Here is a 14,781-nt window from a genome sequence, read left to right as displayed (position 1 = left end):
ATGCTCTAATGGATCAGAACCGGCGCTATTATGGTCTGTTGCTTGCGCTTGGCGTGGTGCTGATCGCCCTGTTTGTCATCTCGCTGCTGACCGGCTCGTCTTCCATCAGTCTTATGCAGGGGCTGTCCGGCCTGTTCGGAGCGGGGGACAGCGATACCGTGTTGATCATGCAGCAATTGCGGCTTCCCCGTGCCTTGCTTGGCGCGATGATCGGACTGACGCTGGGCTTGTCCGGTGCGGCTTTGCAAGGTTATTTACGCAATCCATTGGCGGAACCCGGATTGCTTGGCGTTAGTTCGTCTGCTTCACTCGGCGCAGTACTGGCGCTTTATAGCGGACTGTCTTTGCTGTTTCCTTTAAGCCTGCCGCTGATGGCACTGGGTTTTGCATTTATCGCAGTGATATTGGTGCAGTTTCTGGCAGGAGGTAGCGGTTCGACCATTACAGTTATTCTGGCCGGTGTTGCGGTTTCTGCCTTTGCCGGTGCGCTGACGTCACTGGCACTGAGCCTTGCACCCAATCCTTTTGCCCTGATGGAAATTGTCTTCTGGATGCTCGGCTCCTTAAATGATCGTTCCATGAGCCATGTCTGGCTGGTCCTGCCGTTTATGAGTCTTGGCTGGATCATGCTGATCCTCTCCGGCCGTTCACTGGATGCGCTGACTTTGGGGCAGGAAACCGCAGCCAGCATGGGTGTTGATTTGCGCAAAGTGCAGTTTTTGGTTGTTGCAGGCACGGCGATGAGTGTAGGCGCAGCAACGGCCGTGGCAGGAGCAATTGGCTTTATCGGGCTGGTGGTACCGCATGTTTTGCGTCCTTTTGTTGGTTCGCGCCCTTCGCGCCTGCTACCGGCTTCGGCACTGGGCGGAGCGGTGATGCTGCTGGCAGCTGATATTTTTGTACGTCTTATTCTTCCGGAGAAGGATCTGAAACTCGGGGTTCTGACCGCTTTGATCGGTGCGCCATTCTTCCTGCATCTGGTGTCGAGATTGCGCAAAGGAGCAGAAATTTGAGCCTGTTACGCGTTGAAAATCTCTCGGTTTCCCGCCAGAAGCGCATCGTTGTTGACAGAGTTTCTTTCACTATAGGTGAAGGCGAGTTTGTCGGTCTGATCGGCCCGAATGGTGCGGGAAAGTCCACGCTGCTGCGTGCTCTGCTGGCGCAACTACCTTATCAGGGTTCTGTCACTTTGAACGGACAGGAAAGCGCGCAGCTTAAAAGCGTAAAACGTGCGCAGTTTCTGTCCTATATTGCGCAGGATCGTGAGATCAGCTGGAATATGCGCGTTGAGGCTGTGGTGCAGCTCGGCCGTCTTGCCCGTCTGCCGCAATTCTCCGGCCTGAGCAAAGAGGATCAGCACCAGATTACCTCTGCCATAGAAGCGCTGGAGATTACTCATCTGCGCGATAAATCGGCGCGGGAATTATCCGGCGGTGAACAGGCGCGGGTTCTGATAGCCCGTGCCATCGCACAGGACACACCTTTGATGCTGGCTGATGAGCCGGTGGCAGGGCTTGATCCGGCACATCAGCTTGGCCTGATGCAGATTTTCCGTGAGCTTTCCGCGAGTGGTCGCAGCATTATCTGCACATTGCATGATCTGGGACTGGCCGCACGCTGGTGTACCCGCCTGCTTTTGTTGAAAGATGGTTGTCTGGTGGCTGATGGCACACCGGCGGATATTCTGAAGGAAGACGTGATCCGCGATCTCTATGGGGTAGAGGTGTTTCGTACGCAAACACCGGACGGTCTGATTATCCAGCCGACACATATTGTAAGATAAATAAAAAAACGCCAGAAATTCCGGCGTTTTTTATGATTATGCAAAATGGATTAAACGTCCAGATTGGCAACGCTGAGCGCATTGTCCTGAATGAACTCGCGGCGTGGTTCCACTTCGTCACCCATCAGGCGCGAGAACAGGGCATCGGCACTGGTTGCATCGGTCACTTTTACCTGCAGCAGCGAGCGTGCATTCGGATCCAGTGTGGTTTCCCAAAGCTGCTCGGCATTCATTTCGCCAAGACCTTTATAGCGCTGCAGCGACAGGCCTTTGCGGCCGGTTGCAAAAACTGCTTCCAGAAGCTGAAGCGCACCGGAAATGGTTTCGCTCTTATCTTTGCGGCGCAGAACCGGCGGCGTGGAATAAACCTCATGCAGACGTTCGCTGAAACGATCCAGCTGACGGGCATCGGCAGAACCAAGCAACGCCATGTCGATAATCGCGGTATCTTTTACGCCGCGCAACATACGTTCAAAGCGGAAGCCTTCCTCCGGTGAATAGGTGCCGCTCCAGCCGCGTTCCATATCTTCGGCGATCATGTCGAGGCGTTTGGCAACAGCATCGGCCAGAGCCTGTGCTTTCGCAGGATCGTTGGACGCTTCCACATTCATCGCACCGGCAATCACAGCCTGCTCGATCACTGCACGGTCGTAGCGTGTATGCAGGCCGTTCAGCACTGTACGCAGATTGCGGGCATCATTGATGATCGACAGCAGATCGGCACTGGCACGGACTTCACCATTGCCAAGTTCCAGAGTTGCTTCTTCGAGGCCGGTTTCAATGAGGAAGTCCTCAAAGGCAGCTTCGTTTTTAATATATTGCGAAGACTTGCCGCGTGTCACTTTGTAGAGCGGCGGCTGCGCAATATAGATGTGGCCGCGCTCAATCAGCTCCGGCATCTGACGGAAGAAGAATGTGAGCAGCAAGGTGCGGATGTGAGCGCCGTCGACGTCAGCATCCGTCATGATAATGATTTTGTGGTAGCGCAGCTTTTCCGGATTGAAACCGCTGGTCTCATCCTTACCGATCGAAGTGCCGAGCGCAGTGATCAGCGTACCGATCTGGTCGGAGGAGAGCATACGGTCAAAACGGGCGCGTTCCACATTGAGGATCTTACCGCGAAGTGGCAGAATAGCCTGATTTTGACGCGAACGACCGCCCTTGGCAGAGCCGCCAGCGGAGTCACCCTCAACGATGAAGATTTCAGATTTGGCCGGATCACGTTCCTGACAGTCTGCCAGCTTGCCCGGCAGGGAGGTGATGTCGAGCGCACCTTTACGGCGTGTCAGATCGCGGGCTTTACGCGCTGCTTCACGCGCGGCAGCCGCTTCCACAACCTTGGACATCAGCACTTTGGCTTCGCTTGGATGTTCTTCCAGCCATGTAGCCAGCGCTTCATTAACGAGGCTTTCCACGACAGGGCGAACTTCCGAAGACACCAGCTTGTCTTTGGTCTGGGATGAGAATTTCGGATCCGGCACTTTTACCGAGAGCACCGCTGTCAGACCTTCACGGCAGTCATCACCGGTCAGATTGACTTTCTCTTTCTTGGCAATGCCGGAGCTTTCCGCATAGCCGGTCATCTGACGGGTCAGCGCACCGCGGAAACCGGCAAGATGTGTACCACCGTCGCGCTGCGGAATATTATTGGTGAAGCACAGCACGCGCTCATGATAGGTGTCGTTCCACCACATGGCGACTTCAACGGTCATGCCGTCTTTTTCGCTGATAATATAGATTGGATTTTCAAGCAGTGCTTTTTTGGACTGGTCGAGATATTTGACAAATTCCTGCAGACCACCGTCATAATGCAGAACCTGCTCAATCACATCCGCATGGCGCTTATCAGCCAGTTTGATGCGTACGCCGGAATTCAGGAATGCCAGTTCACGCAGACGGCGTTCCAGCGTCTCATAGCTGAATTCAACCATGGTGAAAGTGTCCGGCGACGGCAGGAAGCTCACTTCCGTACCAGTTTCATCGCCAGCATTGCCGGTTTCCACCAGCGGTGCATCAGCCACACCATGGGTAAAGCTCATTTCATGAATTTTACCGGCGCGACGGATTTTAAGCTTCAGCCAGATGGAAAGCGCGTTCACCACGGAAACGCCCACACCGTGCAGACCACCGGAAACCTTATAGGAGTTCTGATCGAATTTACCGCCTGCGTGCAGCTGGGTCATGATAACCTCAGCGGCAGACACGCCTTCTTCTTTATGGATATCGGTCGGAATACCACGGCCGTTATCGGTTACAGTGCAGGAACCGTCGGCATTCAGTGTCACAGTAACCAGTGTCGCATGACCGGCAAGCGCCTCGTCAATCGCGTTATCCACCACCTCGTAAACCATGTGATGCAGGCCGGAGCCGTCATCCGTATCACCGATATACATGCCCGGGCGCTTGCGCACCGCATCAAGCCCTTTCAGAACGCGGATGGAATCCGCGCCATATTCAGGATTAGTCGCATTGATATCTGCGGAAAGGTTCTCGCCTTGAGGATTTTCAGTGGTCTCGCTCATGAAAGACTTTCGTTAGCGTTGCCGTAAGGCTTATGCCGTCCGGTAAAAAATTTGGCTGATTATAGATTCCGGCTTACCGGAACGGGCCGGAAAGTGCTGAAACGAATCAGGCTGAAATGGTCTCTTTAATATAGTCGCTGAGAGCCGATTTACCAAATTTTAGCGCTGAAAAACGGCATAATTACCAGTTTTTATGTAATAAACCGCGCCCGAGGCGAAAGGCCTTGCAAGAGCCTGTCTGCATCGGGCGCGGATATGTTCAATTCTGCTTCAAAAGCGCGGATCAGACAGTTACAAACTGTCCCATCATACCGACATCTTCATGCTCCAGCACATGGCAATGGAACATGAACGGATGTGAGCGTTTGCCCTCAGCTTTGAAGTGAACCAGCAATTCGGCTTCCCCGTCGACCAGCACGGTGTCTTTCCATCCGGCCTGATAATCCGGTGCTGCCTGACCATTTTTGGACAGGACGCGGAAATTGGCACCGTGAATATGGAACGGGTGTCCCATTTCAACAGATTTCAGCTTCCAGATTTCCATGGAACCGAGCTTAGCTTCCACATCCACACGGCTCATGTCGAAAGGCTTATCCGCAATCGACATGGTGATACCGGAGGTGGCAGCAGTCAGCGATGGTCCCATCTGGTCAGCTGAACGTGCCGAATGTTCGCCATGATCCATCTCTCCGGACATCATTTCCTGCATCTTTGACGGTTGCGGCATTTGCATCTGCCCCATCTGGCTGTGATCCATTTTGCTATGGTCCATCTGCCCCATTTGACCCATCGGGGAGCTTTCGCCGCCCATCATTTTCTTGCGCATCATCGCCATATTGCCGGCCATGTTTTCATCAAAGACGAAAGAGCGGGTTTTGACGGACTTGGCTGGATCGGCAGCAGCCGGTTCTTCCAATGCGGAAACAAGTTTCATCACATCGGCTTTCAGATCATCGCTCACCTCAAAACGCATCAAATGCTCAAGGCTTTGTGGATCACCCAGTTTCGGTGTTCTGCCGGAGCCGTCATCAGGCAGGCTGGTAAAGTCCGCAGCCATACCATTGGAGAAATCCACCAGCACTTCATAGCGCTCACCCGGTGCAATGGTCAGAATATTGACAGCTACAGGTTTGGCGAGGAAGCCGCCATCGGACGCAATCGCATGCATCATCCGGCCATCACTGAAATGGAAGTGATAATTACGCGAATTGGAGGCATTGAGCAGGCGAAGGCGCACAATGCTTTGCGGCACTGTGGCAACAGGGGCAATAGCACCGTTGACGGTGAGATATTGGCCGCGGAAACCATGCATCAGATCCATGAAATCCGGCGCATAAACATTGTCACCGTCAATCACGCGGCGATCCTGAAATACCAGAAACAGATCGTCAGTGCCGAATGTAACCGGCAGGCCGCGTTCACGGTCGCCACCATCGCTGACATGCAACATACCGGCTGCGCCCATATGTGCCTGACGGGCGGTTTCCATATGTGTATGCGGGTGGAACCAGTTGAACGAGGCCGGTTGATTGATGTCAAATTCCGGCTGCCATACAGCGCCTGCATTAATCACATTATGCGGCCCGCCATCCATGTCAGACGGGATCATCAGCCCGTGCCAATGCAGAGTGGTGACTTCATCCATCGCATTTTCAATGGCGAAACGCACATGAGATTTGTTTTGCAGGCGCAGAACAGGGCCGAAATAATTGCCGTTAATACCGGCAGAGGCGGCACTGCTGCCAGCCTGAAAACTGTGACGGCCTTTGGCGATCTTCAGCTTTACCAAACCGCTATTATCCGGCTGCAAAAGAGCGGGATGGGGCAGTTTCACACCTGCTGGAGCAGCAGATGCGGCAGGTGCCATATTGTGCATATCATGGGCGCCCTGTGCGCTTGCACGGTTGAGATGCAGAGCTGGCAGGGTAACAGCGGACAGACCACCAAGGCCGAACAGCATGGCCTGACGACGGTTAAGTGTTTTCATCGGAATACTCCGTTTATGTCAGAAAATATTATCACCTGCGCCGAAGGTCAGCGCGGTGCATTGTGATTTTCAGGCACAAACAGAAATGGGAGGGCGATCGGAAAGGGCAGGCGGCAGTCCGTGTAAGACCTGCATATAGGGCGCGCTTAGTGCGCGCGGAAAGGCATCAATTTGTGCCATAACCGGTGCTGCAGGAACAGGCATAACACAGCCGCTGACTGCACAGGCCATGCCCTTGGTGCTGTGATGCTGGCCGGTTTCCGGCGCTTTATTGTGCTGCCCGTGATCCGTTGTTTCATGCGCCGGCGCAACATGTGTAATTTCGGCTGCAAGTGGCATAACAGGTGTGTAAGCCTGTGCAGACATCTGAAAGGCACAAAACTGCAGCATCATGAACGCAAGCAGAAACAGCATAAGCCGGTATGGCAGGCTGATAATGCTGTTGATTACGGATGACACGGAAGCGGGCTTTCATATTTCTCTGAAGTTAACAGCACATATAGGCAGGCGGGACAACCTTGACCAGTGCGCGTTCCAAGTTTCATGTCAGATAATTACGGCAAAATTTGCGGGATCGCTGTTTTGCCTTATTGTCTTTCCTATATCTGTTTGAGGTAGTCGCTGTTTCCGGTGCTGCCAGAGCCTTTGCAGCGCATTCAACTTGCTGTGTACGCTCTGGATTCTTGAGTGATGCATGCTTGCGGACGTTGAATGAAGCCATTTAACTGCGGCATGCATATGGGGGGCACAAGGCTGATACCAGAACAGCATGATGAAACATTTTCAGGATGGCATCATGACTGAATTGCTACGATCTTCACTTTCAAATGCCGGTGCAATTCCGGCAAAGCACCCTTTTGTGCCACCGGCACCGGTTCCGCGAAAAGATCCGGTCGGGCGGCTGGAGCTGATGCGGATTGTCTATCGTAATCCGTTAGAGCTTTGGGGCGAGCCTTCCTATAATGAGCCGTGGGTTGAGGTAAGCTGGCTCGGTATGCATACGATTATCGCCAATGATCCGGCGCTGATCCGTCATGTTTTAGTGGAAAATCCGCAAAACTATCCGATGGGCACCATCCGTCAACGCGTGTTGCGCCCGATCCTGCGTGACGGGTTGCTGACCGCCGAAGGCTCCACATGGCGGCGTTCACGCAAAGCTATGGCACCGGTGTTCACACCGCGTCATATTCACGGCTTCGCCGATGCCATGCTGAAAAGCGCACAGACCTTCACCAACCGCTATCGCATATCAGGCACAGTGACAGATGTGTCGCGGGATATGACATTGCTGACCTATGATATTCTGGCAGAGACATTATTTTCCGGCGAGATTGCCGGTGATCCGAAGGAATTTGCCCGCCAGACAGACCGGCTGTTTGAAACGATGGGGCGGGTTGATCCGTTTGACCTGCTTGGTGCGCCTGAGTGGCTGCCGCGCCTGACACAATTGCGTGGCCGCCGTTCATTAGGCTTTTTCCGTTCCATTGTGGCGGAGACGATTCAGCTGCGCAAAGAGCGGATGGATCGTGGTGAAGCCGTGCCGAATGATTTCCTGACACTGTTATTGCAGACGGAAACCTCCGCTGAAAAACCGGATGGTCTGTCGCGGGATGAGATTGAGGATAATCTGATTACCTTTATCGGTGCAGGGCATGAAACGACTGCCCGTGCCCTTGGCTGGACGCTTTATCTTCTGGCGCAGGATGCGCAGGAACGTGCTGTTGTTGAGGCGGAAATTGATGCATTCATGAATGGTGAAGGCAAGGATTTACCGCCGCATCAATGGCTGGAAAAGCTTCCTCTGACCCGCGCCGCTTTTGAGGAGGCGATGCGGCTTTATCCGCCTGCACCGTCGATCAACCGTGAGGCGCTTGCGGATGATCAGTTTGGCGACCTGAAAATTCCGGCAGGTACGGCGGTGATCGTGATGCCGTGGACAATCCACCGGCACCGGAAATACTGGGATAATCCAGAGGCATTTATTCCGGCGCGGTTCCATCCGCAAAACCGCGATAAGATCGACCGTTTTCAATATCTGCCATTTGGTGCAGGCCCGCGTGTGTGTATCGGCGGCAGTTTTGCTATGCAGGAAGCGGTGATTGCTCTGGCGGTTCTGTTGTCAAAGCATCGTTTTGATATGGTGGGAAATGCGAAGCCATGGCCGGTACAGAAACTGACCACTCAGCCTAAAAACGGTTTGCTGATGAAGGTGACGCCGCGCTGAAATTCAGCGCGGCACATGACACATATTCCGTTTTTGATGTGACGAAAATGGTGTGGTTCGAGAACCGGCGCGCAGTGTACTTTAGTACATGAGCACCGGAAGCGCAGAAACGCGCCATTTGCAGACCGTTAAAACCGAAATATCACAGGCGGGCAGCGTGCCAGCGTAAGTGCTCATCCATAAAGGTTGAGATGAAATAATAGGAATGGTCATAGCCTTCCCGCATACTCAATGTGAGCGGAATGGCCGCCTTGGCACAGGCTTCCTGCAACAGCCACGGGCGCAGACCATCATCCAGAAAACTGTCCGCTGTGCCCTGATCGACCAGCAGGCTTTCAATCCGGTGACCGTCTTCAATCAGCGCGGTTGTGTCATAAGTGCGCCATGCACTCTGATCGTGCCCGAGATATTTCTCAAAGGCAGGCTTTGACCATCCGGCAGTAGAAGGCTGGGCAATCGGTGCAAAAGCGGAGACAGATTTAAAACGCTCAGGATTTTTCAGAGCAATGGTGATTGCCCCATGACCGCCCATGGAGTGGCCGGTAATTGCCTGACGGGACATATCCAACGGGAATTCCTGAGCCACCAGTTCTGTCAGTTCTTCCGTAATATAACTGTACATCTGATAGTTTTTGGCAAAAGGCGCTTCTGTGGCATCGAGATAGAAGCCTGCGCCTTTGCCGAACTGCCAGTTATCCGGTTCATCCGGCACGTCGTCGCCACGCGGGCTGGTATCAGGGCAGAGAATAGCAATGCCAAGCTCGGCGGCAAGACGGCGATATTCACCTTTATCCATCACATTCTGATGTGTGCAGGTCAGGCCGGAGAGATACCAGAGAACAGGCACAGGGCCGTGTTCTGCCTGCGGTGGCAGGAACAAAGCAAAAGTCATATCACACTGGCAGGCCTCACTTTTATGACGATAGACGCCCTGAGTGCCGCCGAAGGCTTTTGCCTTTGAAATGATTTCCATGAACTAACTCCCCAGAGCCACAGCAACATTGACGGCTGCGGCCACAAGTACGGTATTGAAGAAAAAGGAAACGATACTGTGCAGCAGAGTGACCTTGCGCATGGCCGGTGTCGTGACGCTGGTATCGGAGGTTTGTGCGGTCATGCCTATCACATAAGCAAAATAGACAAAGTCATAACCGGAGGGCTCCGGCGTGTTCGGAAATTCAAAGCCGCCTTTATGTTTGCGTCCTGAGCTTCCGTCTTTGAGCGCGGTCTGATCAGGTTCCCAATACAGATGCGCATAATGCAGGGCTGTCATCATATGAATGGTAAACCAGCCAAGCGGCACCGCTGCCAGTGTCGCTGCAAATGTGAACAGATCATGCTGTTGTTGCTGCTGATTTATCAGAATGAACAGCGAGGTGATGGAGGAAATCACAGTCGCAAACGTGACCAGAAAAATAATCCAGACCGGCTCGTCAGTGCTTGCAGCATGTTTCTTCAAGTAAGCTGAACTTAAATGCGGCAAGGCTCTTAAAGCCATGAGCAGATAGAGAATGAAGAAACAATTGACCGCAATTACCGGTGCCGGTGAAAGGGAGAAAACCCGGCAGATCAGAAAGACTGCCGCGCCGCATGCCGCTGCAATATAGAAGGACATATGACGGCGCAGCAGAAAATTCATACAGAGGCTCCGTTTGCCGGTTCCAGACGCATGTCGATATGCGGAATGCCGTCTTCCAGATATTCTTCGGAAATGGCGACAAAACCAAAAGAACCGTAGAATTTCTGCAAATGGCTTTGTCCGCCCAGCTCAATTGGCTGGTCAGGAAAGCGTGCTTGCGCAAAATCAACAGCTTCCTGCATCAGGCGCTGGCCGAGTTTGTAGCCCCGATAGTTTGGCGCTACCACAACACGGCCGATTTTTAATGCTTCATTCTCTTCCGGTGGCAGAACCCGCAGCGTTGCCGCGAGTTCCTCACCATCAAGAATGCTCAGGTGAAATGCACCAATATCCTTGCCGTCAATTTCTGCAAAAGCGCAATTCTGCTCGACGATGAACACATCCATGCGCAGCTTCAGCATTGCATAGAGTGCGCGTGGTGTCAGATCGTCGATTTCGTTCCAGCGGGAAACAAACTGTTTCATCAGAATGTAATCACCGAACGGATCGACTTGCCTTCATGCATCAGATCAAACGCGGTGTTGATCTCATCAAGCGGCATTTTATGGGTGATCAGATCATCAATATTGATCTTGCCTTCCATATACCAGTCAACGATTTTCGGTACATCGGTACGACCACGTGCGCCGCCGAATGCTGTGCCTTTCCAGACGCGGCCGGTGACCAGCTGGAACGGACGGGTGGCGATTTCTTTACCTGCTTCAGCCACACCGATGATGATGCTTTCACCCCAGCCGCGATGGCAGCATTCCAGTGCCTGACGCATCACATCGGTATTGCCTGTGGCGTCAAAGGAATAGTCAGCACCGCCATCGGTCAGATCCTGAATGGCCTGTACCACCTTGTCATTGCCGATTTCACGCGGATTGATGAAGTCGGTCATGCCGAATTTCTTCGCCATTTCCACTTTGGCCGGATTAATATCAACGCCGATGATCTTATCGGCACCAACCATGCGGGCACCCTGAATAACGTTGAGGCCGATACCGCCGAGGCCGAATACCACAACATTCGAACCCGGACGCACTTTGGCGGTATAAATCACAGCGCCGATACCGGTGGTGACACCGCAGCCGATATAGCAGATCTTGTCGAAAGGCGCATCTTCACGCACTTTGGCCAGCGCGATTTCCGGCAGAACGGTGAAGTTCGAGAATGTTGAGCAGCCCATATAATGGAAGATTTCGCCGCCGTCGCAGGAGAAGCGAGTGGTGCGATCCGGCATCAGACCCTGACCCTGCGTTGCGCGGATCGAGGTGCAGAGATTGGAACGCTGCGACAGGCAGGTTTTGCACGAACGGCATTCCGGTGTGTAAAGCGGGATCACATGGTCGCCCGGACGCAGCGTGGTAACACCGGCACCGACTTCGCGCACGATACCTGCACCTTCATGGCCGAGAATGGCCGGAAACTTGCCTTCTGAATCAAGGCCGGACAGCGTATAGGCGTCGGTGTGGCATACACCCGTTGCCATTACTTCCACCAGAACTTCACCGGCTTTCGGACCACCGATTTCAATTGTTTCAATAGTGAGGGGCTTATTGGCCTCCCAGGCAACGGCTGCGCGCGATTTCATGGCTTTGTTCCTCTTAAGTCAGTGGTCTTTTATTTCAGATAAGAGCGGATAATCCGCATAAGCTGGTCGATTTCTGTATCCATTTCAGCCGGAGACAGGGCTTTCTGCGGCTGTTGGAAGGTCTCTTTTAAATGGCTTTCCATAACTTCAGCCATCAGGCCGGTAGCGGCACCACGCATGGCGGCAAGCTGCTGTAAAAGCGCACCGCATTCTGTGCCTTCCTCAACCGCGCGCTCCAGCGCTTCCGCCTGACCTTTGATGCGGCGCAGGCGTGTCATGACGCGTTTCTTGGCTTCCGGTGAGTGGGGCATAGTTTTCCGTTGCTGATCGTTATGATGAAAATATATACTATGGGGGAGTATGTCAATTGATGTGCCATATCTGCTCCTCAAGAATAGTAAAGCATAACGCGGCTGTTTATAATTCGCAGCAATCAGAATCATTTATCAGGTGCGTTGTCTTTGCCTCAGCAGTCCGTTTCATCCCTTCCGCTTTTGCCTGTTCGTGAGGCGCTGCCGCAATTGGATCATGCCTTGCAGACTGGCGGTTCTGCCGTTCTGGTTGCGCCGCCCGGTGCGGGTAAGACGACTTTGGTGCCGCTGCATCTTTTACAGGCAGACTGGCGCAATGGTGGGCGGATTATCGTACTGGAACCGCGCAGGCTGGCAGCACGTGCAGCAGCCACGCAAATGGCACGCCTGCTGGGCGAAGAGGTTGGCAAAACGGTCGGCTACCGGATGCGCCTCGACAGCCGCTATAATGCACAGACGCAAATTCTGGTGGTGACGGAAGGCGTGTTCGCCCGCATGATCCTTGATGATCCGGAATTATCCGGTATCTGCGCGGTGCTGTTTGATGAATTCCATGAGCGCAGTCTGGATGCTGATTTCGGATTGGCGCTGGCTCTGGACGTGCAGGGAGCCTTGCGCCCCGATCTCAAAATTCTGGTGATGTCGGCAACGCTTGACGGTGCGCGGGTGGCGGAACTGCTCGATAATGCGCCGGTGGTGGAGAGTGAAGGCCGCAGTTTTCCGGTTGAAATCCGCTATCAGGAACGCAAAACCGATGAGCGGATTGAAGATGCTATGGCGCGGACAATTCGTGCCGTTCTGGCGGATGAACAGGGGAGCCTGCTGTGCTTCCTACCCGGTCAGGGCGAGATTGAGCGCACAGTCCGTGCACTGGAGGGGCGCGTTGGCGAGCATGTGATGCTCTGCCCGCTTTATGGTGCTATGGACGGGCGCGATCAGGATGCGGCGATCAAACCGGCACCGGAAGGCATGCGTAAAGTGGTGCTGGCAACTTCGATTGCGGAAACTTCGATCACTATCGACGGTGTGCGGGTGGTGATCGACAGCGGGTTATCGCGTCAGCCGCGTTTTGAACCGGCAACCGGCCTGACACGGCTGGAAACCGTGCGTGCATCGCAGGCGGCGATTACCCAGCGGGCAGGACGTGCAGGACGAACCCAATCCGGTATAGCGATCCGGCTCTGGCATGAGGGGCAAACATCTTCTCTGCCACGCTTTACCACACCGGAAATTCTGGAAGCTGATTTGTCGTCGCTGCTGCTCGATTGTGCAGCATGGGGTGTGCAAAATGTCAGCGACTTGCGTTTGCTCGATCAACCCTCAGCGGCCAGTCTGAAAGAAGCGGCGACCTTGCTGAAACGGCTTGGCGCACTGGATGCAGACGGGCGGCTGACAACATCCGGCGAGCAGATCAGGAAACTGGCTTTGCCGGTGCGACTGGCGCATATGGTGGCAGAGGCTGCCAATCGCGGCGAGGCATTGCAGGCGGCAGAGCTTGCCGTGCTGATGACCGAGCGCGGCCTTGGCGGTAATGATGTTGATCTCGATGCGCGGCTTTCCCGTTTTCGCCGGGATCGTGGTGATCGTGCGCAAAAGGCACGCGGACTGGCACGCTCGCTGATTAAAGATTTGCCAGCAGCCAATGCGCAAAACAAAGAAGAAGTCCACGCGGGGCGTCTGCTGCTGGATGCTTTTCCGGATCGCGTGGCCAAAGCGCGTGGCAATGGTGGACAGTTTATTCTGGCCAATGGGCGCGGTGGTGAGCTGGATGCCAGCCAGCATCTCTCCCGCGTGCAGTGGCTGGTGGTTGCTGATCTGACCGGACGGGCGGGGGCGCAGCGTATTCTCTCTGCCGCTGAGGTGAGTGAAGAGGATATCCGCAAGAGTTTGGTGAGCCAGATCGAGGGCGGACAACAGATCATCTATGACCCTGAACGCAAAGCTCTGCGTGCCCGTGAAGCGGTGCGGCTGGGAGCTATAACTCTGTCGGAGAAAAATTTAGCGACACCATCAGGAGAGGCCGCCGATTTGGGTGTTATTCAGGCTGTGCGCCAATATGGTTTGGATATTCTGCCTTGGGACAAGTCTTCTTTAACGCTGCGCCGTCGCCTTGGCTGGCTTTATCGCGGGCTTGGTGAGTCATGGCCGTCGATGGATGATGAGCATCTGCTGGCAACATTGGAAGACTGGTTGCTGCCGTTTCTGACTGGTGAGGCGCGGCTCGATAAAATCAGTCAAACTGCTTTGATGAATGGCCTGCGCTCTCTCGTACCGTTTGATCTGCAACGGCAGATTGATACGCTGGCACCAACACATTTTACTGTTCCGACCGGTTCCAATATCGCGATTAATTATGAAGGCGATGAGCCGGTGATTGCCGTGAGGGTGCAGGAATTGTTCGGTCTGACGACGCATCCTTCCATTGCCCGCGATACGGTGCCGCTGCTGCTGGAGCTACTATCTCCGGCACATAGGCCGATCCAGATCACCCGCGATTTGCCGAATTTCTGGAAAGGCTCATGGGCCGATGTGCGCACCGATATGCGCGGCCGTTATCCCCGCCATGTCTGGCCGGAAAATCCCGCAGAGGCGGATCCCACTCGGCGTGCCAAACCACGCGGGACTTGAATATTTCGGCTCTGGCGGCCTGCAAATGGCACTCTTCTGCGCTTACCTAGGCTCACGTACTATTGTACGCTCCGCTCCGGTTCTCGCAGAGCACCATTTTCGGCTCGCCAT

The 14,781-nt window shown here is 54.2% G+C and carries 12 protein-coding genes; 4 read left to right on the top strand and 8 right to left on the bottom strand.

What is annotated here, in order from left to right:
* The first annotated feature begins 8 nt into the window (after positions 1-8).
* On the top strand, positions 9-1,013 hold the full coding sequence (locus F7P81_RS04660; protein ID WP_151158710.1) for a FecCD family ABC transporter permease: 1,005 nt from the start codon (positions 9-11) through the stop codon (positions 1,011-1,013).
* Positions 1,010-1,783 (top strand): ABC transporter ATP-binding protein, encoded by a 774-nt coding sequence (locus F7P81_RS04655; RefSeq protein ID WP_151158709.1) that lies wholly within the window; start codon positions 1,010-1,012, stop codon positions 1,781-1,783. The genes F7P81_RS04660 and F7P81_RS04655 overlap by 4 nt, the downstream gene beginning before the upstream one ends.
* A 50-nt stretch (positions 1,784-1,833) precedes the next feature.
* Here F7P81_RS04655 and gyrB read toward each other — a convergent pair whose 3' ends face one another.
* The 3 genes from gyrB to F7P81_RS04640 form a co-directional block, all read right to left on the bottom strand.
* Positions 1,834-4,305 (bottom strand): DNA topoisomerase (ATP-hydrolyzing) subunit B, encoded by a 2,472-nt coding sequence (gyrB, locus tag F7P81_RS04650; protein WP_116086275.1) that lies wholly within the window; start codon positions 4,303-4,305, stop codon positions 1,834-1,836.
* Positions 4,306-4,588: 283 nt separating this feature from the next.
* The gene (gene cueO, locus F7P81_RS04645) at positions 4,589-6,292 is read right to left on the bottom strand and encodes a multicopper oxidase CueO (RefSeq protein WP_151158708.1); all 1,704 of its coding nucleotides are present in this window, start codon (positions 6,290-6,292) and stop codon (positions 4,589-4,591) included.
* Between the two features lie 69 nt (positions 6,293-6,361).
* Positions 6,362-6,751, bottom strand: a complete 390-nt coding sequence (locus F7P81_RS04640; RefSeq protein WP_151158707.1) for a hypothetical protein — start codon at positions 6,749-6,751, stop codon at positions 6,362-6,364.
* 337 nt (positions 6,752-7,088) lie between these two features.
* Between F7P81_RS04640 and F7P81_RS04635 the strand changes: the two genes are divergently transcribed.
* Complete coding sequence (locus F7P81_RS04635; protein ID WP_151158706.1) at positions 7,089-8,516, top strand: cytochrome P450; 1,428 nt, start codon at positions 7,089-7,091, stop codon at positions 8,514-8,516.
* Positions 8,517-8,658: 142 nt separating this feature from the next.
* On the opposite strand, the gene fghA is transcribed toward F7P81_RS04635, so the two are convergent.
* Genes fghA through F7P81_RS04610 form a run of 5 tightly spaced genes read right to left on the bottom strand, consistent with a single transcriptional unit; the run spans position 8,659 to position 12,042 of the window.
* The gene (gene fghA / locus F7P81_RS04630; RefSeq protein WP_151158705.1) at positions 8,659-9,489 is read right to left on the bottom strand and encodes an S-formylglutathione hydrolase; all 831 of its coding nucleotides are present in this window, start codon (positions 9,487-9,489) and stop codon (positions 8,659-8,661) included.
* 3 nt (positions 9,490-9,492) lie between these two features.
* The gene (locus F7P81_RS04625) at positions 9,493-10,155 is read right to left on the bottom strand and encodes a DUF1345 domain-containing protein (RefSeq protein WP_151158704.1); all 663 of its coding nucleotides are present in this window, start codon (positions 10,153-10,155) and stop codon (positions 9,493-9,495) included.
* Positions 10,152-10,619: a GNAT family N-acetyltransferase gene (locus F7P81_RS04620; protein WP_151158703.1), complete on the bottom strand. Its 468-nt coding sequence runs from the start codon at positions 10,617-10,619 to the stop codon at positions 10,152-10,154. The genes F7P81_RS04625 and F7P81_RS04620 overlap by 4 nt, the downstream gene beginning before the upstream one ends.
* On the bottom strand, positions 10,619-11,731 hold the full coding sequence (locus tag F7P81_RS04615; RefSeq protein ID WP_151158702.1) for an S-(hydroxymethyl)glutathione dehydrogenase/class III alcohol dehydrogenase: 1,113 nt from the start codon (positions 11,729-11,731) through the stop codon (positions 10,619-10,621). The genes F7P81_RS04620 and F7P81_RS04615 overlap by 1 nt, the downstream gene beginning before the upstream one ends.
* Before the next feature lie 29 nt (positions 11,732-11,760).
* Positions 11,761-12,042 (bottom strand): metal/formaldehyde-sensitive transcriptional repressor, encoded by a 282-nt coding sequence (locus F7P81_RS04610; protein WP_151158701.1) that lies wholly within the window; start codon positions 12,040-12,042, stop codon positions 11,761-11,763.
* A gap of 150 nt (positions 12,043-12,192) precedes the next feature.
* Between F7P81_RS04610 and hrpB the strand changes: the two genes are divergently transcribed.
* Entirely contained in the window at positions 12,193-14,670 is a 2,478-nt protein-coding gene (gene hrpB, locus F7P81_RS04605; RefSeq protein WP_151158700.1) for an ATP-dependent helicase HrpB, read from the top strand.
* The last annotated feature ends 111 nt before the right edge of the window (positions 14,671-14,781 follow it).

This window comes from Pseudochrobactrum saccharolyticum (assembly GCF_008801715.1).
Taxonomy (GTDB): domain Bacteria; phylum Pseudomonadota; class Alphaproteobacteria; order Rhizobiales; family Rhizobiaceae; genus Pseudochrobactrum; species Pseudochrobactrum saccharolyticum.
The sequence above is the reverse complement of the archived record's forward strand: the minus strand, read 5'-3'. Positions and strand labels throughout refer to the sequence as shown.

Excerpts from the sequence above, each read along its gene's own strand:
- fghA (WP_151158705.1), bottom strand. The coding sequence starts at position 9,489 with ATGGAAATCATTTCAAAGGCAAAAGCCTTCGGCGGCACTCAGGGCGTC.
- cueO (WP_151158708.1), bottom strand. The coding sequence starts at position 6,292 with ATGAAAACACTTAACCGTCGTCAGGCCATGCTGTTCGGCCTTGGTGGT.
- F7P81_RS04610 (WP_151158701.1), bottom strand. The coding sequence starts at position 12,042 with ATGCCCCACTCACCGGAAGCCAAGAAACGCGTCATGACACGCCTGCGC.
- F7P81_RS04635 (WP_151158706.1), top strand. The coding sequence starts at position 7,089 with ATGACTGAATTGCTACGATCTTCACTTTCAAATGCCGGTGCAATTCCG.
- gyrB (WP_116086275.1), bottom strand. The coding sequence starts at position 4,305 with ATGAGCGAGACCACTGAAAATCCTCAAGGCGAGAACCTTTCCGCAGAT.
- F7P81_RS04620 (WP_151158703.1), bottom strand. The coding sequence starts at position 10,619 with ATGAAACAGTTTGTTTCCCGCTGGAACGAAATCGACGATCTGACACCA.
- F7P81_RS04660 (WP_151158710.1), top strand. The coding sequence starts at position 9 with ATGGATCAGAACCGGCGCTATTATGGTCTGTTGCTTGCGCTTGGCGTG.
- F7P81_RS04615 (WP_151158702.1), bottom strand. The coding sequence starts at position 11,731 with ATGAAATCGCGCGCAGCCGTTGCCTGGGAGGCCAATAAGCCCCTCACT.
- F7P81_RS04625 (WP_151158704.1), bottom strand. The coding sequence starts at position 10,155 with ATGAATTTTCTGCTGCGCCGTCATATGTCCTTCTATATTGCAGCGGCA.